Below are 23,552 nucleotides of genomic sequence, written 5' to 3' on the forward strand. Positions count from 1 at the left end.
ATGCTCGACTGAGGAGTGCACGTTGCTGGGAATGGTTCTGGCCGCTGGAGCCGGACGACGTCTGCGGCCGTACACCGACACGTTGCCGAAGGCGCTCGTGCCGGTCGACGGCGAAACCACGATCATGGACATCTCCCTGCGCAACCTCGCGGCGGTGGATCTGCGGGAGGTCGTGGTCGTCGTCGGTTACGCGGCGCAGGCCGTCCACGACCGCAAGGAGGCCCTGGAGCAGCGGCACGGCGTCAAGCTCACCCTCGTCCACAACGACAAGGCCGAGGAGTGGAACAACGCCTACTCCCTGTGGTGCGCCCGCGACTACTTCTCCCAGGGCGTGCTGCTGGTCAACGGCGACACCGTGCACCCGGTCTCGGTCGAGAAGACGCTGCTGTCCGCTCCTGAGACGAGCGGCATCCTGCTGGCCGTCGACAACGTCAAGAAGCTCGCCGACGAGGAGATGAAGGTCACGCTCTCGCCGGAGGGCTCGCTGCGCCGCATCACCAAGCTGATGGACCCGGCCGAGGCGTACGGCGAGTACATCGGCGCCACCCTCATCCGGCCCGGCGCGGCCGACCTGCTGGCCGACGCGCTCAAGACGACCTTCGAGCGTGACCCCCAGCTCTACTACGAGGACGGTTACCAGGAGATGGTCGAGCGCGGCGAGGTCATCCACGCCGCGCCCATCGGGGAGGTCGACTGGGTCGAGGTGGACAACCACGACGACCTGGCGAAGGCTCGTACCATAGCCGTCCGCTACTGAGGGGGCGCGCATGCCGCTTCTAGCGAGGATGCTGCCGGCGCCGCTGACCATGCAGGTCAGGCGGGGCGCGGTGGCCGAGCTCGGCGCCCTGCTGGCCGACAGCAGGGTGGCCACCTCCGGCCGGGTCGCGGTGGCCGTCGGCCGCGGGCAGGGCGACCACATCGAGAGCTTGATCACACCCCAGCTGGGCGAGGCCGAGGTGTTCCGGGTGGCCGACGGCTCGGTCGACGCGGCCGTCTCCCTCGGCGCCGACCTGCGCAAGGCCGCCTACGAGGTGGTGGTGGGCGTCGGCGGCGGCAAGACCATCGACGCCACCAAGTACGCCGCCTCGCTCGCCGGCATCCCGATGGTCGCGGTGGCCACCAACCTCTCCCACGACGGCATCTGCTCGCCCACGGCCTCCCTGGTCTACGAGGGCGGCAAGGGCTCGTTCGGGGTGCCGATGCCGCTGGCCATCCTGGTCGACCTCGACTTCGTGCACAACGCGCCGGAGTCGCTGGTCAGGGCGGGCGTGGGCGACGTGGTGAGCAACCTGTCGGCCATCGAGGACTGGCAGCTCGGCAACGTCGAGCGCGGCGAGCCCATCGACGGGCTGGCCTGCTCGATGTCCCGCACGGCCGCCGAGGCGCTCGTCGGCCGCGGCGACTCCATCGAGTCCGACGCGTTCCTGACCGTGCTGGCCGAGTCCCTCATCCTGTCCGGCATGTCCATGGTGATCGCGGGGTCGTCCCGGCCCGCGAGCGGTGGAGATCATGAGATCCTTCATGCCGTGGATCAGCTCTTCCCCGGCACCTCCAACCACGGCGAGCTCGCCGGGATCGGTGCCGCCTTCTGCTTCTTCCTGAGGGAGGACGAGGCCCGGGTCACGCAGGTGGTCGACTGCCTGCGCCGGCACAAGCTGCCCGTCGTGCCCGCCGACATCGGGCTGACCGGCCAGCAGTTCGCCGAGGCCGTCGCCCTGGCACCGTCCACCCGCCCCGGCCGCTACACGATCCTGGAGCACCTGCGCATGCAGGACTCCGAGATCCACGATCGGGTGGGGGACTATGTCCGGGCCTTCGGTAGCTGAGATCCGGCGGGTCGCCCAGCCCGCCGGCCACCTCGAGCGCAGGAACGGCGAGCACTGGGCCGGCGTGCTCTACATGCGCCAGCTGTCCATCTACGTCACCTGGCTGTTCGCCAAGACCTCCGTCACGCCCAACCAGCTCACCTGGGTGATGACGGTGGCCGGGGCCCTGGCCGGGGTCGTGCTCGCCCTGCCGGGCCTGTGGGCCGCCGTGGGCGCCGCCCTGCTGGTGCAGGTCTACCTGCTGCTCGACTGCTCCGACGGCGAGCTGGCCCGCTGGACGGGGAAGACCTCGCTGGTCGGGGTCTACCTCGACCGGGTCGGAGCCTACTTCTGCGAGGCCGCGGTGCTGGCCGGGCTGGGCTGGCGGGCGTCGGCCGTACTGCCCGACTGGTACACAGTGCTGGGCTTCGCCGCGGCGCTCGGCGCGATCCTCATCAAGGCCGAGACGGACCTGGTGGAGGTGGCGCGGGCCAAGGGCGGTCTGGAGGCCGCCACGGAGGCTTCCGCGGTGCAGTTCCGCTCCGGGCTCCTGGGCCTGGGCCGGCGGGTGCTCTCGGCGACGAAGTTCCACCGGATCGTGCAGCCGATCGAGCTGTCGCTGCTGGCGCTGGCGGCCGCCGTCGTCGATCTGATCCTCGGTGACCTGACGGCCTCGCGGGTCCTGATCGTGGCCTGCTTCGTAGCGGCATGCCTACAGGTTGTCCTGCATTTGGTAAGCATCATCGCCTCGAAGAGACTGGCGTGATCTGATGTCGGAACCGGAGGAGCTCCCCGTCCGTCGTATAGATCGGACGTCCGCCGTTCGGTGGGGGTTCATCCTCGGTTCCGATACGCTTAGCCCCAGCCTTTCCAAAACATGCAGACCAGCAGACTCGGTGATCATGAAAGAATGCTCCGCCCGTGTTCTCAACGCGTCAGGACAGTGATTCGTTGAAGATCTCGTGCGTCATCCTCACCATGGGTAACCGGGTCGCGGAGCTGAATCGGGCGGTCGAGTCCGCGCTCAACCAGGTCGACGGCGACGTCGAGGTGGTGATCGTGGGCAACGGCGCAGATGTGCCCGAATTGTCGGCGACGCCACCCGAAGGGTCGGCCGCGGTCGTGAAAGCGATCCGGCTCGACCAGAACACGGGCATCCCCGCAGGCCGTAACCGCGGCGTGGAGGAGTGCTCGGGAGACGTCGTGCTGTTCCTCGACGACGACGGCTGGTATGCCAACCAGAAGGTCGTCGCGCACGTACGCGACCGCTTCGCCACCGAGCCGGACCTCGCGGTGATCTCCTTCCGCGTCATGGACCCCGACGGCGGCATCGGCCAGCGGCGCCACGTGCCCCGGCTGCGCGCCGGCGACCCGCAGCGCTCGTCGCCGGTCACGACGTTCCTCGGCGGCGCCTCGGCCATCAGGCGCTCGGCCTTCCTCCAGGTGGGCGGGCTGCCCGAGCGGTTCTTCTACGCTCACGAGGAGACCGACCTGGCCTGGCGGCTGCTGGGCGAGGGCTACCGGATCGAGTACGACGCCGAGACGGTGATGTACCATCCGCAGGTCCCGCCGACCCGGCACGTCGAGTTCTACCGGCTCAACGCGCGCAACCGGGTCTGGCTGGCGCGGCGCAACCTGCCGTGGCCGCTGGCGTTCCTCTACCTCACCAACTGGGTCGTGCTCACCCTCGTGCGGGAGCGCGGGGCCGGGCCGGCGCTCAAGGCGTGGTTCAGCGGGTTCTTCGAGGGCCTGCGCACCCCGGCGGGCGAGCGACGGCCCATGGCGTGGCGTACGGCGTGGCGCATGGTCAAGCTGGGCCGTCCGCCGATCGTCTGACCGCGGCGGGCCATCGGGGCGTCAGACCTCGACGGCCTCGCCGAAGGACATCGCGGCCCGCGAGATCGTGCTGGTGAACATCGCCCGCCTGGGCAGCCCCAGCTCGCTCAGCTCCTTGGCGATGGGATGGTTGCCCAGCCGGATCAGCGCCCCGCCGGGGCGGATCCGGGCGCCGCGGGCCCTTACGGACCAGGGCACGCGCCGCGTGATCCCGTCCCGGTGCGTGTAGGCGTCGAGCGGCGCCATCACCGTCGCGCCCGGCGCTGGCACGCCCGGCTTGATCAGGATGTCCAGCACGAGCCGGCCGTCCCTGCGCAGGACACACCGTTTGTACGGCGTGCCGAGCCGCAGCTCGATGTCCGCCAGCTCCTTCGGGAACCCCCACAGCGTGCGCCCGGCCTCCAGCGTGAACGGCTGGTCCACGGGCAGCCAGTGCACGAACACCCCGGCCTGGCGCAGGTCCCAGAGCCCTCCGGTCCCGGACACGCCCGGGGGACGCACCAGGAACGCCATGCCGAACTCGTGGTACGGGTCCAGATCGCCGTCGCGGTAGTCCACGAACAGCAGCACGCAGACGGCCTTGCCGGGCAGGAACTCGGCCACGTCGAGTCCGGAGTACGCGATCACCGCCCTGGCGGCGTCGGCGCGCACCGCGTAGAAGGCGCTGCACACCTCCGCGTCCCGCACCCGCACCGGCATGGCCACCGTCCGGCCCTGGATCAGATGCGTTGCCATGGCCCCAGTACATCAACCCGTCCGTCGTGTCGCCATTCCCACCCCCGATGTCCTTCCGTGGTGCCGCACCCGCCGCCCGGCCTCCGGCGTGTCGCCCGCGCTCCCGGAGGGCCGGCCGTTCCGGTCAGACGGCCAGGGCGTGGGTGGGGAGACCGGCCCAGGACTCGGCGCGGTTGACGAAGGCCGCCGCGTGGTCCGGCCAGTGGTGGTGCAGCCGCGCCTCGGCGTGCCCCAGGGCGCCCAGCCGGGCCCGCCGCACCGGGTCCTCCTTCAGGTCCAGTACGGCGTTCAGCACGGCTTCCACGTTCAGCGGCACCACGAGCCCGCACCCGGTCCGCTCGACCAGCGCCGAGCCCTGGGGAGTCGTGATGACGGGCAGCCCGCGCCCCATGTAGTCCATGATCTTCGTCGGCGCCGCCCGCACCGTGTCGTCCGCCAGCGAAAGACCCGCCAGCGCGCCCTCGGCCATGCGCAGCGCGTGCCGGTTGGGCACGTACCCGAACCAGTCGAGCAGCCCGACCCGCTGCGCGTCGCGCAGCAGCGGACGGACGTCCCGGGCCGCCGCGCCGATGAGGTCGAGCCTGACGCCGTACGGGACCAGCCGTTCGGCCAGCCCGATCAGCTCCGACACGCCGCGCTCGGACGAGAGGCGGCCGATGTGCACGACCCTGGTGTCGCCGGGAGGAGGCGGGCTGGGCGACACCAGGGTCGCCTCGGGAACCACCGCGGGCGTGATCACGCGGTGGCGTCTCCCCGCGCGGGCCAGCCGCCTGGGGGAGACCTCTTCGCGTATGTCCCAGACGACCGGAGGACGCCTGTACGGCAGCGCGCCCAGCAGGCGGTGCTCGTGCACGATCAGCAGGTCCGCGCCCTTCACGCCGCGTTTCAGCGCCGCGCGCGCCCTGCCGTACGAGGCGTGCCGCGCCACGTCGATCGCGGTGACCCCCATGGTGGGGGTCACGTTGAAGTACGTGAACGGCGCGACGTAGGTGACCTCGTGGCCCGCGTCGAGCAGCGCCCTGATCTGCCGGTGCATGATCCGGGCGTCCTCGGGATGATGGACGGTCGTGGCGACACATGTCCGCATGTGTCGATGCTCCGCGCCTACCAGGTCAAAGGCGTAAATGTGGGTAGAACTGTCGCTTAACTTCGTGATGGGCGGCGATAGAGCCAGGTCAGGCGGGGTTCGAGCACCCACTTGAAGACCGTACGGGTCTCAGGCAGGCACAACACGATCGCCAGCGCGAAGGCGCTGGAGGCGATCGCCAGCACGCCGAGCGGCCCGAATAGCCACGGGAGCTCCAGCCAGCCCATCTCCTTGGCGACCAGCACGGGGATGCCGTGCAGCAGGTAGCAGTAGAGCGTGCGGGTGCCGAGGTCGGAGAACCACGTCTCGCCCCGGGGCACCAGCGCCAGGACGGCGAAGCACATGGCCAGCGCGCACACCAGCAGCCCGGCGCGCATGCCGAGGCCCATGTACCACGACAGGTGGAGGTCCTGGAAGCTGGCCTTGAAGTAGAACGGGGAGAGCTTCGCCTGCGGAGCGAGGAGGATCGCCACCCCCGCAGCACCCAGGATCGTGAGGATCCCCAGGATCTTGATCCACCGCCGGTTGAGCATCTCGAAGTGCTCCGGCTGCATCACCAGGCCGATCACGAAGAACGGCATGAGACCGAAGAAGCGGTCCATGCTGAAGTCGCCCTCGATCTGCGAGAACCCGGAGAGCAGGTAGACGACGATCGCGACCGGCACCGGATATTTCATCCGCTTCCACACCGGGGTGGACAGCCGCCAGAACAGCAGTGCCAGCAGGTACCAGTTGAGCCACGCCGGGTCGATGATCGTCAGGCTCCACTTCTGGCCCACCGAGACGCGGAGCAGGGCGTAGCCGACCTCGACGATCACGTACGGGACCAGGAACGTGTCGACCAGTTTGTTGGTCTTGGCGTTCGAGTTCCAGAAATTTCTGGACAAATAGCCACTGATCAGCACGAACAGCGGCATGTGGAACGTGTAGATGAAGATGTACAGGGCCCTGGAGGAGTCCGCCGACAGCGTCGGCACCAGCGAGTGGCCGACGACCACCAGCGCGATCAGCACGAACTTGACGTTGTCGAGGTACGGGTCGCGCTTGCGCTTGGCCGGCTGGGCCTCCTGCTTCGGCTCCGGCTGCGGCTGGGCCGTGTCGTCCGCCGCGGCCTTCGCCCGCTTCCGCGGACGCCGCTCCTGCGCCGCCTGCGAGGGCTCGTCCGCCGCGGCCGGAGCCTTCGCGGGAGCCTTCGCCGGGGACTTCGCGGGACCCTTCGCCGGAGCCTTTGCGGGGCCCTTCGCCGGGCTCTCCGCCGGGGTCTTCGTCGGGGGCTCGTCGTCCTTGACGGCGGGCTGCGGCTGGGTCAGCTCACCCGGCGCCATCCAGTGCGGATCGGCTTCCTCGCTCCAGAACGCCTCCTCCGGCAGCGGCCAGCGGGCTCCCGTCTGGGCGGGGCCGCCGGTCTCCTCCTCGGGGCTCCGCGGAGTCGTGACCGGTGGGGAGAATCTGGTGTCAGACACAGGGGAGTCGCTCAGCTTCGCTCGGGGCCGGGGAACACGACGGCAGCACGACCAACGGATGGCCTCTCGGCTCCGGGTCGCGCTGCGTCGCCGACCCGCAACAGACTATCCCGCCCACGCGCCTCCTGTCCCTCGTGTGAGGCGAGAACGCCCGATTCCACAGGGAACTTGGAGGCTCGTCAGGTGCAGGTGTTCTTCTGCTCGGAGGCGGTGATCGTGCTGTTGTTGACGCTGTCGGGCAGCTTGGTCACCTTGACCGACTCGAAGTCCTCGCCCACCACCAGCTGGATCACCGGAGTGCCCTTCGGCGGGGTGCTCGTGGGGGCTATCGCCGGCGTGTACGGCTGCGGGTTGGTGACCGCGACCTTGCCCGACGCCGGGGCGGGCTTGGGCACGAGGGCCCCGGCCAGCGTGCCGGCGTGGTCGGGCGCCGACTCGATGGTCTTGGCGTAGTGGACCTCGGTCTTCGGCAGGCTCTTGCCGTCGGAGGCCTCGTAGTTGCCGACGCCGACGACGTTGAAGCCCTCCTTGGCGAGCTGGTCGGCGACCTCGCGGGCCTTGCCGAAGGTCTTGGTGCCGTTGAGCACCTGGATCTTCACCTGCTCGGGCTTGAGCGTGACCTTGGGCTTGGTGCCGGTGGCGGTGCCGGTGCTGGCGGACGGCGCCGGGGTGGCGACCTCGGTGTCGGTCTTGATCGAGGTGAACAGCGCGCTGGCGTCGGGCTGCTTCCAGACCACGCGGTTCTTGTCCTCGGGGTCGGGCCCCCACGGGATCGTCGTGAACTTGACGCCGCCGGCGGTCATCTCCTTGGCGCTCAGCGCGATGTTGATGAGCTGCTCGGTGTCGTTGGCCAGCTCCGGGTCCATGGTGACCGAGCCGGCCGCGGCCGCGATGAAGTCCCTGAGCTTGCCGACATCGGTGAGCAGCTCGCTGCTGGTGGCCTTGGCGACGACCTTGCTCAGGAAGATCTGCTGCCGCTTGATGCGCTGGATGTCGCTGCCGTCGCCGTAGTGGCGCAGGCGCACGTAGCCCAGGGCCTTCTCGCCGTTGAGCAGGCTCTTGCCGGGCGGCAGGACCAGCTTGGAGTTCTTGTCGTTGACGCCGGACTTGAGGCAGATCTCGATGCCGCCGAGCGCGTCCACGATGTTCTTGAAGCCGCTGAAGTCGACCTCGACGAAGTGGTTGACGCGGATGCCGGTGAGGGTCTCGATCGTGGAGATCGTGCAGGCGATGCCGCCGGAGTTGTACGCCGAGTTGATCATGTCCCGGCGCGGCGGCATCTCCTGCTTGGTGGTCTCGTTCTTGCACTTGGGGATCTGCACCATCGAGTCACGCGGGAAGCTGATCAGCCGCGCCTTGTCCCGGTTGGGCGAGATGTGCATGAGGATGATCGTGTCGGTGCGCTTGCCGCCCGCGTCCGCCTCCCTGGCCAGCTTCTGGCCGTACCGCGCGTTGCCCTTGCCCGCGCGGGTGTCGGAGCCGACGAGCAGGACGTTGAGGGCGCCGGTGTCCACGGGCCGGGGGTTGATGATGTCGCTGTTGACGCTCTTCTTCTTGATGTTGCCGAAGGCGTCGCGGTAGACCGTGTAGCCGGTCAGCGCGCCGGCCACCATGAGCGAGGTCACGCCGATGCTGACCCAGGCCAGGATGCGCATCTTGTTCTGGCCGCCGCCGTTGCCGCCGCCGCGGTGGCCGCGCGGCGGCCGGTCGTCGGGCGGGGGCGGCGGAGCCGCGGCGGCCGCTCTACGCGCCATCCTGCTGCCGGGCTGGGTGGGGGCAGCCCGGTAGTCCTGCCCGGAGGTGACTACGGGCACGCTCCTGTAGTCAGTCATACGTCCCCTAGCCTCACTTCTCGCGCCTGACGCGCTGGCTTCGTCGCCTCGCGCCACGAGACGAGGTCACGTACGGCGTGCCAGGTGCCATGACCGCGGGGAACGACCGTGACCCGGGCGTGATGTTTCCGCGGCAAAGCATACTCAGAGCTGGACATTACGTGGAATATCATCGCCAAACTCTTTCTTGCTCACGCAGTGTTTTCGCACGTCAGGTCTGATGCTCAGGGCCGCCGCCAAACAGGCCAGGGGCACGGCCGGCAACACGTATCGGTAGTCGAACTCCGCCGCCGCGGCCGGTGTGACCAGCAGCACCACGGCCGCTGACCAGGGCACCAGCCAGGGCGCGGGACGCCTGCGCCCGCTCCGGCGGATGGCGGCCGCCACCGGGGGCACCAGCAGCACCCCCAGGAGCAGCGGGCCGGGCAGCCGCACCATGTTCTGGTAGGCCCTCAGCCAGCCGGCGTAGGGCTCGACGATCTCCGTGCCGATCTCGCCCCGCTCGTAGAGCTTGGCATAGTCGGCGCCGACCTGTGCGGGATAGCGGCCAGGCGGCCCCGGCTCCGTCACCGGGAACTGGTAGTAGCCGTAGATCTCCGGATCGGGGTAGACCGGGCGGCCCCACGTGAACGTGCGGCCCAGCTCCGTCAGCACCGAGGCGGCGTAGTCGAGCGGCTGCCTGGTGATCGCCAGCGTCGCGAACCGGCCCGCCAGGTCGTCGGTCTCCTTCGTGAACGTGATCCCGGGCAGCAGCACGAGCGGGGAGTCCTTCGCCCAGATGTACTCCTGCGACGGCGGCCGCCGCTCCGGGGGGCGCGGGTCGCACAGGACCCGCAGGTCCGGCGGCGGGTCCATCCTGGCGCAGTCGGCGAACGACATCGTGCGGGCGTACATGAAGACGCCGTTCGCGCCCACGAGCCCGACCCGCTGGTACGTGGCGTAGAACCAGGCGCCGTACGCGATGACCGGCACGAGGGCGGTGGCCAGCAGCAGCCCGGCCAGGCGCAGGCGCCCGCGCAGCACGTACCAGGCGGCCAGGAGCAGGATGAGAGGCTGGCCGACGGTCCTGGTGAGGGTGGCGGCGGCCAGCAGCAGGCCGATGGCGGCCACCGTGCGCCGCCGCTCCGACCCGCACAGCGCCACCGCCGCCACCACCAGGAACATGAAGAGCGTGTCCGAGACGAGCAGGTGCTCCAGCTCGATCTGGTACGCGTCGAGCAGCACCGGCACCGTGGCCAGCGTCGCCACCCACCTCGGCGCCCGTCGCGCGACCCGGTAGATCAGCACGCCGGTGGCCAGGCCGAGCAGGTGCTGCGCGGCCGTGACCATCCCGAAGGTGTGGAAGGGCTCCAGCAGCTTCAGGAACATCGAGTAGCCCGCCGGGCGGACCAGGTCGGGGCGGGGTTTGAAGACGGTGACGACGTAGGTGTAGGAGTCGGGGAACCACAGGGCCGGCCGGTAGCCCAGCATCGCCAGGGCGCGCAGGGCCGTGCCGAGGGCGAGGACCGCCAGGAACCACCCGTGCCGCCTCCACCGGGACGGATCCCCGACCCACGCCAGGCCTCTGCGAGCGGGCACGTCGGCGCGAGTCTCCGGCATCACCCGCACGCCCTCCCGCTGTCTCTCCGGCATGTCCCGTAGTGCCCACGTACGCTACCCGCCATTCAGTGAACCCCGTGCCAACCGGCCGATAAGGGGTACGCACGCCAGGTCTCCCCGGTTGAGATGAAGATCGCCCGCCGTGTGGCGGAACCCACCGGGACCTCCAGGTTGGATACGCTCGCTCACCGATGGGACTCGACCGATCCGGGCGGACGCTCGCCGTGCTCTCGGTGGCGCCCGCGCTCGCCGTGGCGGGCTGGCTGGTGGCGGGGCTGCCGCTGCTGCTGCTCGGCCACTTCGCGCCGCTGCCCGCGGTGCTGCTCGGGCTGCCCGCCGCCGCCCTGCTCTGCTGGGCCGGCACCCGGCGGCTGAGCAAGGTGGCCGAGGCCACATCCCGGCAGGTCATGGGCGTCGTGGCGGTGGCCGTGGCGTCCGGCGTGTTCAACACGCTCATGCACACCGAGCAGATCGTCGTCAGGCGCGACCCGGCCACGTACGCGCAGTACGCGGCCTGGATCGCGGGCCACGGCTCGCTGCCCATTCCCACGCAGGCCTGGGCGTTCGGCGGCCCGGACCCGTCGCTGATCTTCAAGAGCGTCGGGTTCTACGCGTTCGACGGGGCGGTGGTGCCGCAGTTCATGCCGGGGCCGCCGATCCTGTTCGCGGTCGGCGACTGGCTGGGGATGCCCTTCGCGATCCCGGCGGTGCTGGGCGGGCTGGCCGTGCTCACGGTGGCCGGGGTGGTGGCGCGGCTGGCGGGGGCGCGGTGGGCGGTGCTGGGGGCGGCGGTGTTCGCGGTCAGCCTGCCGATCCTCTACACCTCGCGCAGCACGTTCAGCGAGATCCCGTCGCTGATCCTGCTGTTCGGCGGGCTGGCGCTGGCACACGACGCGCTCGCCCGGCCGGGCCGGGCCCGCGGGCTGCTGGCCGGGCTGGTGTTCGGGCTGGCCGTGCTGGTCCGGGTCGACGGGCTGCGCGACGTCTTGCCGGTGCTGGCGTTCGCGGGGCTGCTGATCGCGATGCGCCGCTTCGCCAGGCCGCAGGGGGCGCTGGGCGTGCCGCTGCCGGCCGGGCTGGTGGCGGGCGCCGGGGCCGGGATGCTCGCGGCGTATCTGCTCTCCCGGCCTTACCTGTCGTACCTGTCGGGGTCGGTCAAGCCGCTGCTGGCCATCTGCGCCGCAGTCCTCGTGTTCACCGCGGTGGGCACGGCCGCCGCCCCGCTGCTGGCCAGGATCCGGCCGCCGGCGTGGGTCCCCGCGGCCGGGGCGGGGCTGGTCGTGCTGCTCATGGCCGGCCTGTACGCGCGCCCGTGGTTCCAGACCGTGACCCGCCGGCCCGTGACGGAGGACGACCGGCGCACGGCCCTCATGATCGCCCAGACCCAGCAGGCCAACGGCCTGCCCGTGGACGACACCCGGCTCTACTTCGAGAACTCCCTGCACTGGGTGACCTGGTACGTCGGCATCCCCGTGGTGGTGCTGGCCACGGTCGCGGCGGCGGTGCTGGTGCGCAGGCTGCTGCGGGACGGCGGGCCGTTCGAGTGGCTGCTGCCCCTCGCGGTGATCGGCTGGACCACCGTCACCACGCTCCTGCGCCCCGAGATCACCCCCGACCACCCGTGGGCCGCCCGCCGCCTGGTCCCCATCGTGATCCCGGGCCTGATCCTGCTCGCCATGTACGGCCTGGCATGGCTGCGCGACCTGCTCCGGGCGCACCCGCCGTCCTGGCCGCGCGGGCCCCGGGCGCGGCGGTGGGGGATGACGCTCGCCGTCCTGATCGTCCTCGCGCCGCCGGCCGTCACCTCCATCGGGACGGCGTTCACGCCGGTCGAGCGGGGCGAGGCGGCGGCGGTGGCGGGGATGTGCGCGAAGTTCCCGCCCGACGCGTCGGTGCTGATCGTGGAGCGGGTGACCGGCGATCGGTTCACCCAGCTCGTACGCGGCATGTGCGACCGCCCGGCGGCGATCGTGGCCCGCGAGGATTCGGTGGACACCGCCCCCGAGGCGGAGGTGCGCCGGCTGATCGCCCGGGTGCGCGCCGCGGGCCGCGTCCCCGTCGTGCTGGCCGCCGACGACTACCAGGTGGCGCCGTACGGATCTCCGACTCAGGTCTTCGCGCTGGCCTCCCGCCAGGACGAACGCTCTCTCGTGGACGCCCCGAACGGCACCTGGGGCCTGCAGATCGGCGCCTGGATGGCCCTCCCCGAAGGGAATGGATGATCTTGGAAGTGGGAGCTCCCAGTGGGCGCACGTGGACTCGGCTTTGAGTTGGGCAGAGTACCCTCAAGGCCCGTGAGCACGCTAGAGACCCCGAAGAGTGGACCTGCCGTGGAAGAAGCGCCGTACGTCACCATCGTTCTTCCCTGCTACAACGAGCAGGATCACGTCATCGATGAAGTCGAGCGCATCACCAGGTCCATGGACTCGAGCGGCTACACCTACGAGCTCGTGGCCGTGGACGACTGCTCGACCGACGAGACGCTGGCCAGGCTGAAGCAGGCCGCTCCCGACTACCCTCACCTGCGCATCCGCGCCTTCCACCGCAACGGCGGCGCGGGCACCGTGCGGCGCATCGGCACGCAGGAGGCCAAGGGCGAGATCGTCGTCTGGACCGACGCCGATATGACCTACCCCAACGAGCGCATCCCCGAGCTGGTGCAGATCCTGGAGAAGGACCCCACGATCGACCAGGTGGTCGGCGCGCGCACCAGCGAGGAGGGCTCCCACAAGCTGCTGCGGGTCCCCGCCAAGTGGGTGATCCGCAAGGTGGCGGAGCAGCTGGCCGGGCAGAAGATCCCCGACCTCAACTCGGGCCTGCGGGCCTTCCGCAGGACGGTGGCCAAGCCCTACCTGCGGCTGCTCCCGCCCGGGTTCTCGTGTGTGACGACGATCACGCTGTCGTTCCTGTCCAACCAGCACGACATCTACTACCTGCCGATCGAGTACGCCAAGCGGGCCGGGAAGTCGAAGTTCAGCTTCGTGTCCGACGCGTACCGCTACATCATGCAGGTGCTGCGGATGATCATGTACTTCAACCCGCTCAAGGTGCTCATGCCGCCCGCGTTGTGGCTGGTGGGTATCGGGTTCGTCAAGGGTGTGGTGTGGGACATGATCCACAAGCCGTTCTACTTCCCGGCCAACACCGTGATGATCTTCCTGTCCGGGCTGCTGATCGGGTCCGTGGCGCTGCTCGCCGACCTGATCGTGCGCTCGCGGGGGGAGTAGCGCGTGCGGATCGCGATCGTCGGCCCCACCTATCCGTACAAGGGGGGCGGGGCCCAGCACACCACCGAGCTGGCGCACCGCCTCGCGGCCCAGGGTCACGACGTGGTGATCGAGTCGTGGCGGGCGCAGTATCCGTCGTTCCTCTACCCGGGGCAGCAGACGATCTCCGCGCCGGAGGGCACGCCTTTCCCGAACACCCTGCGCAGGCTCGACTGGCGGCGTCCCGACGGGTGGGTGTCCGCCGGGAGGCGGCTCAGGTCGGCGGATCTGGTGGTGCTGGCCGTGCTGAGTCCGGTGCAGGTCCCCGCATATTTGGGGATTTTGTACGGGATAAGGCGAAAAGTCAGGACTATTGCCCTCTGCCACAACGTCCTGCCCCACGAGCGCAAGCCGTACGACGAGCCGCTCATGAAGGCGCTGCTCAAGCGGGTCGACGGGGTGCTGACCCACTCCGAGCAGCAGGCCGGGCTGGCCAGGGGCCTGACGGGCAGCCCGGTCAGCGTGGCGGCGCTGCCGCCGCACCTGCCCTCCACCAACGCTGAGAAGTCCACCCAGGTCCATCGCCGGTTGCTGTTCTTCGGCATCGTGCGGCCGTACAAGGGGCTGGACCTGCTGCTCAGGGCGCTGCCCGATGGGATCTCGCTGACCGTCGCGGGGGAGTTCTGGGGCGGGCTCGACGAGACGCGGGCGCTGATCGCCGAGCTGGGCCTCGGTGACCGGGTCGAGCTGCGGCCCGGCTACGTGGCCGCCGAGGACGTGCCGGGGCTGTTCGCGCGGGCGGACGCGCTCGTGCTCCCGTACCGGAACGCGACCGCCAGCCAGAACGTCTGGCTCGGCCACGAGCACGGCGTGCCGGTGATCGCCACCCGCGTCGGCGCGCTCGCCGACCACGTCACCGACGGCGTGGACGGGCTGCTGGTCGAGCCGGGTGACGCCGGGGCGCTGCGCGCGGCCCTCGAACGCTTCTACGCCTCGGGCGAGCCCGAGAGGTTGCGGTCGGGCGTCAAGGCCGTCGATCCCGAGCCGTTCTGGTCGGCGTACGCGGGGACGCTGCTGGCCGCCTGACGGCCGAGCACGAACGAGATGCCCGCGGCCGTCGCGTCCGCCAGCGTGAACGCCAGCCGCGACACGATCGCCACCGCGAGCGCCGCCGGGGTGCCGATGAGCGGCGCGAGCACCAGCACCAGCGCGCCCTCCCTGACCCCGACCCCCGCGGGCACGACGATGGTGAGGATCCCGGTGGCCCACGCGAACGCGTACGCTCCGGTCGCGACGAGGTAGAGGTCGGAGCGGCCGGAGAGCAACCAGATGTGCAGGCCGTACACGAACCAGCCGAGCGCGGTCCACGCCACCGCGACGACCACGGTACGGCCGGGCAGCACGCTCTCCAGCGGCTCCTTGCGCGCGATCCGCAGCGCCAGGTTGAGACCCCAGGTGAGCACCTTGGGATGCAGGCACACGATGATCATCGGCACGAGCAGCACGAGGTACCAGGCCTTGCGCACCGCCTCCAGCGAGCCCAGCGTCGCCGCGGCGATCGAGACGGCGACGCCGAGGTTGATCACCAGGCTCAGGGAGATCGTCGCGAACGTGCGCCGCGGCGGGCTGCCGTGGTCGCGCCCGAGGTCCATCATCGCCGCGTACGCCCACACGGCGCCCGGGATGTACTTGCCCAGCTGGCCCACGAACATGATCCGCCCGGCGACCCGCAGCGGCACCCGCGTGCCGAGCCCCGCCAGGATCTCCCGCCAGGCCACCAGGATGAAGACCTGGCCGAGCAGCACCGCCGCGAACGCCCCGAGCACCGCCCACGGCGACATCGCCGCCACCGCCCCGGTGGTCTCGTCCCAGTTCGTGGCCAGCCCGTAACCCAGGAAGCCGAGGGCGATCAGGGCGAGGACGACGCGCAGCAGGCGACGGAGCATTCGCTCAGGCTACGCGTGCTCCGCCGGGCAGGCCAGACGGCGGCGCCGGAGACCGCGGGCGCGGCCCGCACCGGCTTCGGACCCATGCCCATTTGGGTACTGTGGGTCCTCGTGGGTAAGCAACGAGTCGCGCAGCTCGAATACTCGGAGTTCCAGTCCGCCATGCTCGACGAGGGCAAACGGCGGCGGAAGGCTGCGAAGATCATCGCGGTGCTCGAGCACTTCCGCGGGCCGCTGAGCGGGCTGACGGTGGGCGACGTGGGCTGCTCCGCGGGGTTCATCGCCGACGAGCTCGCGCAGGCCGGGGCGAAGCACACGCTGGGCATCGACATCGACGTGCCGGGGCTGCGCAAGGCCGCCGACCGGTTCGGCGAGCGGGTGGCGTTCGTGTGCGGCGACGGCACCGCGCTGCCCTTCCCCGACGGGTCGATCGACGTGCTGGTCTTCAACCACATCTACGAGCACGTGGTCGACCCCGACTCCGTGGTGGCCGAGATGCACCGGGTGCTGTCCGACGACGGGGTCCTCTACCTGGGGCTGGGCAACCGGCTCGGCGTCATGGAGCCCCACTACAAGCTGCCGTTCCTGTCCTACCTGCCGCCCGCGCTGGCCGACCGCTACGTGCGGGCGTCCGGGCGGGCCGACCACTACTACGAGCGGTTCAGGACGCGGCGCGGGCTGCGCAGGATGCTGCGGGCCTTCCACGTGTGGGACTACACCTTCCCCGTGCTGGCCACGCCGGGCCGGTTCGCGGGGGGCGAGCTGTTCCCGGGGGCGCTGGGGCGGATCGCGCAGACCGTGCTGGCCCGCGCTCCCCGCGAGGTGCTCAGGCTGCTGCTGCCCCTGGTGCCCACGTACCTGTGGGTGGCCACCAAGACGCCGCGGCGGCCCGCGGGCGCGGCGCTGCCGCAGCCGCCCGAGCGGGTCCGCCCGCTGTGACGACAGTGAAAGAGGAGGCCGTCCCGCGGCGCTCGCCGGTCCGCAGGCTCGTCCGGTACGGCTTCCTGGCCGTCGCGCTCGGCTTCGGCGCCTGGGCCGTGGCCAAGCAGTGGGACACCGTGGTGGCCGGGTTCGCCAGGCTGTCGTGGGCCGCGCTGGCCGGGTCGCTGGTCGCCGTGGTCGCCGCGCTGCTCGGCGCCATGCTCACCTGGCGCACCCTCCTGGCCGATCTCGGCTCCCCGCTGCCGCTGAGGCCCGCCGCCAAGGTCTTCTTCGTGGGCCAGCTCGGCAAATACATCCCCGGCGCCGTCTGGCCGGTGATCGCCCAGATGGAGATGGGCCGCGACCTCGGCGTGCCGCGCTCGCGCAGCGCGGCGGCGTTCTTCCTGATGATGCCCATCCAGCTGGCGACCGGCCTGCTCGTCTCGCTGGTCACGCTCGGCTGGGACCGCTACGGCTGGCTGCTGCTGTTCATCCCGCTGCTGCTGGTCCTGCTGGAGCCCAAGGTCATCAACGCCGTGATCGGGTACGCCCTGCGCAAGCTCAAGCGGGAGCCGCTCGAACGCCCGCTCACCCGGCGCGGCATGCTCGCCGCCCTCGGCTGGGCGCTGGCCGGCTGGCTCTGCTACGGCGTGCACCTCTACTTCGTCGCCCCCCAGGGCGGCCTGCTCTTCGCCGTCGGGGCCTTCGCGCTGTCGTGGTGCCTGGGCATCCTGACCTTCGTCGTCCCGGCGGGCGCGGGCGTGCGGGAGGTCGCGATGGTCGCGGTGCTGGCGCCTCACGTGGACGGTGGCGCGGCGATCGCGGTGGCTCTTTCATCCCGCATTGTCATTATTTTGGGGGACCTGATCTGCGCCGGTATGGCGGGAATCGCAGCGCGTCGCAACTCCGTGTGATTTGACCGGCGATTTAGGGGAGGCTGGTCATAAGCTGAACTTCAGAGGGGGACACCAGTCCCACGTTGATCTTGAGGGGAGAAGATCTACGTAATGCCTCGAGTGCTCGTCGACGCGGCGGCGGTCCCCGCGGACCGTGGCGCGTTGATCAGATATGTGGACGGGCTCGTGGCCGCGCTCGACCGAGCCGGCGCAGACCTCGCGGTGGTCTGCCAGCGATCGGAGGCCGAACGCTACCGGCGCCTCGCGCCCTCGGCCCTGGTCCTCCCGGGGCCCGTGGCGATCTCCAACAGGGCCGCCCGGCTCGCCTGGGAACAGACCGGCCTGCCGCTGCTCGCCCGACAGGCGGGGGCGGACGTGATCCACGCCCCCTACTACTCCATCCCGCTCGGTTCGGGCCTGCCGACCGTGGTGACGATCCACGACGCCACCTGGTTCACCGAGCCCGACCAGCACAGTCCGCGGGCGTCGTTCTTCCGCTCCGCCACCCGCACCGCCGTGCGCCACGCCCGGCGGGTGATCGTGCCCTCCAAGGCGACCAGGGACGAGCTCGTCCGCGTGCTCGCCGCCGACCCCACCCGCATCGACGTCGCCTACCACGGAGTCGACCTGGGGCAGTTCCACCCGCCGAGCGACGACGAGATCCGCCGGGTCGCGCTGCGGTGCGGGCTGCACGGCCAGCCCTATGTGGCGTTCCTGGGCGCGCTCGACCCCCGTAAGAACGTTCCCAACCTCATCCGCGGCTTCGCCGCCGCCGCGAAGCACCTGGACGCGCCGCCCGCGCTGGTGATCGGCGGCGGGGTCCACGAGGACGACGTCGACGCCGCCTGCCGGGAGGTGGAGGCCACCGTCAGGGTCATCCGGCCCGGCTACCTGCGCGCGCCCGACCTGCCCGGGTTCCTGGGCGGGGCGCTCGTGGTGGCCTTCCCGTCGCGCGGCGAGGGGTTCGGCCTGCCGGTGCTGGAGGCCATGGCCTGCGGCGCGCCGGTCCTGACGACGCATCACACGTCTCTGCCAGAGGTCGGCGGCGACGCCGTGGCCTACACTGAGCCCGACGCCGACAGCATCGCCGTGGCGCTCGGACACCTGCTGGGCTCCTCCGCCCGCAGGGGGCAGCTGCGGGAGGCGGGGCTGGCAAGAGCACGCGAGTTCACCTGGGACGCCTCGGCCGAGGCGCATCTCAGCTCTTATCAACGCGCGATCGAATAGTTCGGTAACCTCACGGAGTGATGGAGAGCTCTTTGCCAGACCTTGAGGCGATCCTCCTGGTCGGGGGGCAGGGTACGCGCCTGCGTCCGCTGACACTGGGCACGCCGAAACCGCTGCTGCCGACCGCCGGAGTGCCGTTCCTGGCCCACCAACTCGCCCGTGCGCGATCTTTCGGGGTCCGCCGGATCGTGTTCGCCACCTCCTACAAGGCGTCGATGTTCGAGCCCGCCTTCGGCGACGGGTCGGCGTTCGGGCTCTCACTCGAATACATCACCGAGGAGACGCCGCTGGGCACCGGCGGCGCGATCCGCAACGCCGCCGAAGCCCTCACGGCGGGGCCGTCCGACCCGGTCCTCATCCTCAACGGGGACATCCTCTCCGGCCACGACATCGGCGATCAGGTACGCACCCACCTGGCACGACATGCCGCTGTAACGCTCCATTTGACAGAAGTCGATGATCCCTCCCGGTTCGGGTGCGTCCCGACCGACGAGACCGGGCGGGTGACGGCCTTCCTGGAGAAGACGCCCAACCCGGTCACCAACCGGATCAACGCCGGCTGCTACGTGTTCACCCGGTCGGTGATCGACTCCATCCCCCGCGACGAGATCGTGTCCGTGGAGCGGGAGACGTTCCCCGGGCTGATCGAGGCGGGCGAGCTGGTGCTGGGCTACGCCGACCGCACCTACTGGCTCGACGTCGGCACCCCGGCGGCCTTCGTGCGGGGGTCGCGCGACCTGGTGCTGGGGCGGCTCGACTCGCCCGCGCTGCCCGGGCCGACCGGGGAGTTCCTCGCGCTGGAAGGGGCTCAGGTCTCGCCTGAGGCCAAGGTGCAGGGCGGCACGGCGGTGGGCGCGCGGGTCGTGGTCGAGGCCGGGGCGACGGTGGTGGGCTCGGTGCTGACCGACGACTGCGTCATCGAGGCGGGCGCCTCCGTGACGGACTCCGTGGTGGGGCGGGGCGCGCGGGTCTGCGCGGGCACGGTGGTGTGCGACGCGGTGATCGGCGACGGCGCCATCGTGGGGCCGGGCAACGAGCTGCAGAACGGCGTGCGCATCTGGCCGGGCGTGGAGCTGCCCGAGCGCGCGATGCGCTATTCGAGCGACGTCTGAGCCTCTGCCCTTGCTCCTGCGGCCCGGTCACGGGCAGCGCGGCGGTGGGGGCAGACTGGACGGGTGAGGGAGCGCAGGTGGGTGCCCGAGGGGCCGCTGGACGTGGGGCTGGCGTTGCAGCCGCACAAGCGCGGCGGCGGGGATCCCACCTGGCGGCAGGGCTCTGACGGGTCCGTGTGGCGCACGTCCAGGACGCCCGACGGGCCGTGCACGCTGCGGGTGAGCGTCACGGCCGGGTGCGTGCACGGGCAGGCGTGGGGGCCGGGCGCGGAGTGGGCGCTGGAGGCGCTGCCGGCGCTGTTGGGGGCATTCGACGACACTTCCGGATTTGTCGCCAAGCATGAGGTTTTGGCGGAGGTTGTCAGGAAAAATCCGGGTTTGCGGATCGGGCGTACCGGGCGGGTCATGGAGGCCCTCGTACCGGCCGTGCTCGAGCAGAAGGTGGTCGGGCAGGAGGCGTGGCGGGCCTGGCGGTGGCTGCTCGGCCGGTACGGCGAGCCCGCGCCCGGACCCGCGCCCGAGGGGATGCGGGTCGTGCCCGAGACCGTGGTGTGGCGGCAGATCCCCAGCTGGCACTGGCACCGCGCGGGAGCGGAGGCCGTCCGCGCCCGGACGATCGCGAACGCCGCCTGGCACGCCGACAAGCTGGAGGCCGCCGCGACCACCGAGGAGCTCGACCGGCTGCTGCGGGCGCTGCCCGGGATCGGGGTGTGGACCTCCGCCGAGGTGCGCCAGCGCGCGCTGGGCGACCCGGACGCGGTGAGCGTCGGCGACTACCACCTGGCCAAGCTCGTCGGCTACGCGCTGACCGGGGAGAAGACCGACGACCCTGGGATGTTGCGGCTGCTGGAGCCGTACCAGGGGCATCGGCACCGCGTCGCGGTGCTGGTCTGGCTCACCGGTCTGCGCCCGCCCGCGCGCGGGCCCCGGATGTCCGTACGCGACTACCGATCCTTCTGACGCGCCGGGCCCCTGGGTGCGTGCGGCGAACTCAGCCGTCGTACTGTGCCCGTATGAGTCTCGTCAGTGATTCCGCACTCCGCCGGGCCCTCGCACGTGCCCGCGACGGCAAGGCCCTCGACGCCACGGAGGTGACCGTCCTCCTGCAGGCCAGGGGCGAGCACCTCGACGCCCTGCTCGAACATGCCTCCCGCGTGCGTGACGCCGGGCTGCGGGCGGTCGGCCGCGAAGGGATCATCACGTACAGCAAGAAAGTGTTCATCCCGTTGACCCGGCTCTGCCGGGACCGTTGTGGTTACTGCACCTTCGCGACCGCGCCGCACAAGCTGCCCGCGCCGTTCCTGAGCCCTGACGAGGTGCTGGAGATCGCCCGGCAAGGGGCGGCCATGGGGTGCAAGGAAGCGCTGTTCACGCTGGGGGACCGGCCTGAGGACCGCTGGCACCAGGCGCGCTCCTGGCTCGACGCGCACGGCTATGACGACACCCTTTCTTATGTGCGGGCCATGGCGATCGGAGTGCTGGAGGAGACCGGGTTGCTGCCGCACCTCAACCCGGGGGTGCTGACCTGGCGTGACCTGCAGCGGCTCAAGCCCGTCGCGCCGTCCATGGGGATGATGCTGGAGACGACGTCGCGGCGGCTGTTCGAGGAGAAGGGGGAGGCCCACTACGGGTCGCCGGACAAGGACCCGGCCGTACGCCTGCGCGTCCTGGAGGACGCCGGCCGGACGAACGTGCCCTTCACCACCGGGATCTTGATCGGTATCGGCGAGACCATCGAGGACCGGGCCGAGTCGATCTTCGCGATCCGGCGGGTGGCGCGCGAGTACGGCGGGATCCAGGAGGTCATCGTCCAGAACTTCCGCGCCAAGCCCGACACCGCGATGCGGGGGCTGCCCGACGCGTCCCTGGAGGAGCTGGCGGCCACGATCGCGGTCGCGCGGCTCGTGCTCGGGCCCCGGGTCCGCATCCAGGCGCCGCCCAACCTGGTGGACTCCGAGTACGCGCTGATGATCCGGGCGGGCATCGACGACTGGGGCGGGGTGTCTCCGCTCACCCCCGACCACGTGAACCCCGAGCGGCCCTGGCCGCAGATCTCCCTCCTGGAGACCCGGACCGCCGAGTCCGGATTCCAGCTCCGGGAGCGGCTGACGATCTATCCCGAGTACGTGGTGGCCGGGGAGCCGTGGCTGGACCCCCGGCTCTTCGCCCACGTGGCCGCCCTGGCGGACCCCGCCACGGGGCTCGCCCGCCCTGACGCCGAGCTGCGGGGGTTGCCGTGGCAGGAGCCGGACGGCGGGTTCGCGTCGTCGGGGCGGGTCGATCTGCACGTGGAGGTGGACACGGCGGGGCGCACGCACGATCGGCGGGACGACTTCGACCACGTCTACGGCGACTGGACCGCCCTCCGCGACCGCCTCCCCTCAGCCGCCACGTCGTCGTCCACCACGTCGTCGTCCACCACGTCGTCGTCCACCGCGCCGTCGGACGGTGCGGGGTCGGATCTCGCCGCACGCGCTGCGCCGAGCACCGCCGCCGGGGTCCCCGCCGCGCCGGCGCCCGGAGCGCGGGTTGCGGAGGGCGCTGACGCCGCGCACCCCGACGCGGGGCCCGCGGGCGCTGTGGCCGGGGGCGCTTCGGGTGGCGCCTCGCTCACCGGCGCCCCTGCGGGGGGCGGGACGCCTGGGGAGGTGCGGCGGGCGTTGCGGAGGGCGGCGGCCGATCCGGGCGGGTTGAGTGACGCCGAGGCCGTGGCGTTGCTGGCCGCCGAAGGCGAGGCGCTGGACGAGCTGGCCGCCATCGCCGACGACCTCCGCCGGCAGGCCGTGGGTGACGAGGTCACCTACGTCGTCAACAGGAACATCAACTTCACGAACGTGTGCTACACCGGATGCCGCTTCTGCGCCTTCGCCCAGCGCAGGACGGACGCCGACGCGTACACCCTGAGCCTGGACCAGGTGGCCGACCGGGCGCAGGAGGCGTGGGACGCGGGCGCGACCGAGGTGTGCATGCAGGGCGGCATCCACCCCGATCTCCCCGGCACCGCGTACTTCGACCTGGCCAGGGCGGTCAAGGAGCGGACGCCCGGGATGCACGTGCACGCGTTCTCCCCGATGGAGGTCATCAACGGGGCCAGCCGCACCGACATGTCCATCCAGGCGTGGCTGGAGGCGGCCAAGGAGGCCGGGGTCGACTCGCTGCCCGGGACGGCGGCCGAGATCCTGGACGACGACGTCAGGTGGGTGCTGACCAAGGGGAAGCTGCCCGCGAAGGAGTGGGTCGAGGTCATCACGACGGCCCACAAAGTGGGCATCCCGACCACGTCCACCATGATGTACGGGCACGTCGACAACCACCTGCACTGGGTCAGGCACATCAAGCTGATCCGCAGCCTCCAGGAGCGGACCGGCGGGTTCTCCGAGTTCGTGCTGCTGCCGTTCGTGCACACCAGCGCCCCCATCTACCTGGCCGGGATCGCCCGCCCGGGCCCCACGGCGGCGGAGAACAGGGCCGTGCACGCGCTCGCCAGGATCCTCCTGCACGGTTCGATCAAGAACATCCAGTGCTCCTGGGTGAAGCTCCGCGACGACCTGTGCCGCCAGGTGCTCCAGGGCGGCGTGAACGACCTCGGCGGCACCCTCATGGAGGAGACCATCAGCCGCATGGCGGGCTCGGAGAACGGCTCGTACAAGACGATCAGCGAGCTGCGCGAGATGGTCGAGGTCACCGGCAGGCCCGTCAGGCAGCGCACCACCGAGTACGGCGTCCCTGCGGACGAACGGCTCGCGGCGTCCGAGGCCAGCGACGGCGTGTGCAAGAGCGTCCGGAGGGTCCTGCCGATGGCGTAGTTGTAACATGTTCTAACAAGGCTTGCGCCCGCCATGGGAGGCGCTGGAAGAATCATCACTCCCCTGGGAGAGAGGTTCACC

General features: G+C 71.0%; 19 protein-coding genes. 13 read left to right on the forward strand and 6 right to left on the reverse strand.

Annotated elements, in window-relative coordinates:
• Positions 1-22: 22 nt before the first annotated feature.
• The 4 genes from ABZX61_RS01900 to ABZX61_RS01915 all read left to right on the forward strand — a co-directional run bounded on the left by ABZX61_RS01900 (position 23) and on the right by ABZX61_RS01915 (position 3,641).
• Positions 23-757 (forward strand): phosphocholine cytidylyltransferase family protein, encoded by a 735-nt coding sequence (locus ABZX61_RS01900; protein ID WP_350728359.1) that lies wholly within the window; start codon positions 23-25, stop codon positions 755-757.
• 28 nt (positions 758-785) lie between these two features.
• Positions 786-1,826, forward strand: coding sequence for an iron-containing alcohol dehydrogenase family protein (locus tag ABZX61_RS01905; RefSeq protein ID WP_350728654.1), 1,041 nt, complete (start codon positions 786-788; stop codon positions 1,824-1,826).
• Positions 1,804-2,571 (forward strand): CDP-alcohol phosphatidyltransferase family protein, encoded by a 768-nt coding sequence (locus ABZX61_RS01910; protein WP_355190715.1) that lies wholly within the window; start codon positions 1,804-1,806, stop codon positions 2,569-2,571. The genes ABZX61_RS01905 and ABZX61_RS01910 overlap by 23 nt, the downstream gene beginning before the upstream one ends.
• Positions 2,572-2,756: 185 nt before the next feature.
• Positions 2,757-3,641: a glycosyltransferase gene (locus ABZX61_RS01915; protein WP_350728361.1), complete on the forward strand. Its 885-nt coding sequence runs from the start codon at positions 2,757-2,759 to the stop codon at positions 3,639-3,641.
• Between the two features lie 21 nt (positions 3,642-3,662).
• Here ABZX61_RS01915 and ABZX61_RS01920 read toward each other — a convergent pair whose 3' ends face one another.
• From ABZX61_RS01920 to ABZX61_RS01940, 5 genes are all read right to left on the reverse strand, one after another.
• Positions 3,663-4,376: an acetoacetate decarboxylase family protein gene (locus tag ABZX61_RS01920; protein ID WP_350728362.1), complete on the reverse strand. Its 714-nt coding sequence runs from the start codon at positions 4,374-4,376 to the stop codon at positions 3,663-3,665.
• Between the two features lie 124 nt (positions 4,377-4,500).
• Positions 4,501-5,463, reverse strand: a complete 963-nt coding sequence (locus ABZX61_RS01925; RefSeq protein WP_355190718.1) for a glycosyltransferase — start codon at positions 5,461-5,463, stop codon at positions 4,501-4,503.
• A 56-nt stretch (positions 5,464-5,519) separates the two neighbouring features.
• Positions 5,520-6,926, reverse strand: coding sequence for an acyltransferase family protein (locus tag ABZX61_RS01930; RefSeq protein WP_355190719.1), 1,407 nt, complete (start codon positions 6,924-6,926; stop codon positions 5,520-5,522).
• A gap of 179 nt (positions 6,927-7,105) precedes the next feature.
• Positions 7,106-8,758 carry an LCP family protein gene (locus tag ABZX61_RS01935; RefSeq protein ID WP_355190721.1) on the reverse strand — a complete coding sequence of 551 codons (1,653 nt, stop codon included), beginning with the start codon at positions 8,756-8,758 and terminating at the stop codon, positions 7,106-7,108.
• A gap of 144 nt (positions 8,759-8,902) precedes the next feature.
• Complete coding sequence (locus ABZX61_RS01940; RefSeq protein ID WP_355190723.1) at positions 8,903-10,390, reverse strand: hypothetical protein; 1,488 nt, start codon at positions 10,388-10,390, stop codon at positions 8,903-8,905.
• A gap of 158 nt (positions 10,391-10,548) precedes the next feature.
• On the opposite strand from ABZX61_RS01940, the gene ABZX61_RS01945 reads away from it, so the two are divergent.
• The 3 genes from ABZX61_RS01945 (at position 10,549) to ABZX61_RS01955 (ending at position 14,649) form a co-directional block, all read left to right on the forward strand.
• The gene (locus tag ABZX61_RS01945) at positions 10,549-12,579 is read left to right on the forward strand and encodes a hypothetical protein (protein ID WP_355190725.1); all 2,031 of its coding nucleotides are present in this window, start codon (positions 10,549-10,551) and stop codon (positions 12,577-12,579) included.
• A 72-nt stretch (positions 12,580-12,651) separates the two neighbouring features.
• Positions 12,652-13,584, forward strand: coding sequence for a glycosyltransferase family 2 protein (locus ABZX61_RS01950; protein ID WP_355190727.1), 933 nt, complete (start codon positions 12,652-12,654; stop codon positions 13,582-13,584).
• Between the two features lie 3 nt (positions 13,585-13,587).
• On the forward strand, positions 13,588-14,649 hold the full coding sequence (locus ABZX61_RS01955; protein ID WP_355190729.1) for a glycosyltransferase family 4 protein: 1,062 nt from the start codon (positions 13,588-13,590) through the stop codon (positions 14,647-14,649).
• On the opposite strand, the gene ABZX61_RS01960 is transcribed toward ABZX61_RS01955, so the two are convergent.
• Complete coding sequence (locus ABZX61_RS01960; protein ID WP_355190731.1) at positions 14,550-15,509, reverse strand: lysylphosphatidylglycerol synthase transmembrane domain-containing protein; 960 nt, start codon at positions 15,507-15,509, stop codon at positions 14,550-14,552. The two genes, ABZX61_RS01955 and ABZX61_RS01960, sit on opposite strands and share 100 nt — an antisense overlap.
• 111 nt (positions 15,510-15,620) lie before the next feature.
• On the opposite strand from ABZX61_RS01960, the gene ABZX61_RS01965 reads away from it, so the two are divergent.
• The 6 genes from ABZX61_RS01965 (at position 15,621) to ABZX61_RS01990 (ending at position 23,471) form a co-directional block, all read left to right on the forward strand.
• Positions 15,621-16,448, forward strand: a complete 828-nt coding sequence (locus ABZX61_RS01965; RefSeq protein WP_355190733.1) for a class I SAM-dependent methyltransferase — start codon at positions 15,621-15,623, stop codon at positions 16,446-16,448.
• Complete coding sequence (locus ABZX61_RS01970; RefSeq protein WP_355190735.1) at positions 16,445-17,344, forward strand: lysylphosphatidylglycerol synthase transmembrane domain-containing protein; 900 nt, start codon at positions 16,445-16,447, stop codon at positions 17,342-17,344. The genes ABZX61_RS01965 and ABZX61_RS01970 overlap by 4 nt, the downstream gene beginning before the upstream one ends.
• Before the next feature lie 93 nt (positions 17,345-17,437).
• A complete protein-coding gene (locus ABZX61_RS01975) occupies positions 17,438-18,553 on the forward strand; it encodes a glycosyltransferase family 1 protein (RefSeq protein ID WP_350728373.1) in 1,116 nt (371 codons plus the stop codon).
• A 20-nt stretch (positions 18,554-18,573) separates the two neighbouring features.
• Positions 18,574-19,665, forward strand: a complete 1,092-nt coding sequence (locus tag ABZX61_RS01980) for an NDP-sugar synthase (protein ID WP_350728374.1) — start codon at positions 18,574-18,576, stop codon at positions 19,663-19,665.
• A gap of 63 nt (positions 19,666-19,728) precedes the next feature.
• A complete protein-coding gene (locus ABZX61_RS01985) occupies positions 19,729-20,625 on the forward strand; it encodes a DNA-3-methyladenine glycosylase 2 family protein (RefSeq protein ID WP_355190738.1) in 897 nt (298 codons plus the stop codon).
• Positions 20,626-20,678: 53 nt separating this feature from the next.
• Positions 20,679-23,471 carry a bifunctional FO biosynthesis protein CofGH gene (locus ABZX61_RS01990; RefSeq protein WP_355190740.1) on the forward strand — a complete coding sequence of 931 codons (2,793 nt, stop codon included), beginning with the start codon at positions 20,679-20,681 and terminating at the stop codon, positions 23,469-23,471.
• Positions 23,472-23,552: the final 81 nt, after the last annotated feature.

The sequence above is a fragment of the Nonomuraea sp. NPDC003709 genome (assembly GCF_040610775.1).
GTDB lineage: Bacteria > Actinomycetota > Actinomycetes > Streptosporangiales > Streptosporangiaceae > Nonomuraea > Nonomuraea angiospora_A.

What these genes read in the sequence shown, in the direction of transcription:
- ABZX61_RS01980 (WP_350728374.1), top strand. Translation starts at nt 18,574, where the DNA reads ATGGAGAGCTCTTTGCCAGACCTTGAGGCGATCCTCCTGGTCGGGGGG.
- ABZX61_RS01925 (WP_355190718.1), bottom strand. Translation starts at nt 5,463, where the DNA reads ATGCGGACATGTGTCGCCACGACCGTCCATCATCCCGAGGACGCCCGG.
- ABZX61_RS01960 (WP_355190731.1), bottom strand. Translation starts at nt 15,509, where the DNA reads ATGCTCCGTCGCCTGCTGCGCGTCGTCCTCGCCCTGATCGCCCTCGGC.
- ABZX61_RS01920 (WP_350728362.1), bottom strand. Translation starts at nt 4,376, where the DNA reads ATGGCAACGCATCTGATCCAGGGCCGGACGGTGGCCATGCCGGTGCGG.
- ABZX61_RS01945 (WP_355190725.1), top strand. Translation starts at nt 10,549, where the DNA reads ATGGGACTCGACCGATCCGGGCGGACGCTCGCCGTGCTCTCGGTGGCG.
- ABZX61_RS01910 (WP_355190715.1), top strand. Translation starts at nt 1,804, where the DNA reads ATGTCCGGGCCTTCGGTAGCTGAGATCCGGCGGGTCGCCCAGCCCGCC.
- ABZX61_RS01905 (WP_350728654.1), top strand. Translation starts at nt 786, where the DNA reads ATGCTGCCGGCGCCGCTGACCATGCAGGTCAGGCGGGGCGCGGTGGCC.
- ABZX61_RS01940 (WP_355190723.1), bottom strand. Translation starts at nt 10,390, where the DNA reads ATGCCGGAGAGACAGCGGGAGGGCGTGCGGGTGATGCCGGAGACTCGC.
- ABZX61_RS01975 (WP_350728373.1), top strand. Translation starts at nt 17,438, where the DNA reads ATGCCTCGAGTGCTCGTCGACGCGGCGGCGGTCCCCGCGGACCGTGGC.
- ABZX61_RS01990 (WP_355190740.1), top strand. Translation starts at nt 20,679, where the DNA reads ATGAGTCTCGTCAGTGATTCCGCACTCCGCCGGGCCCTCGCACGTGCC.
- ABZX61_RS01935 (WP_355190721.1), bottom strand. Translation starts at nt 8,758, where the DNA reads ATGACTGACTACAGGAGCGTGCCCGTAGTCACCTCCGGGCAGGACTAC.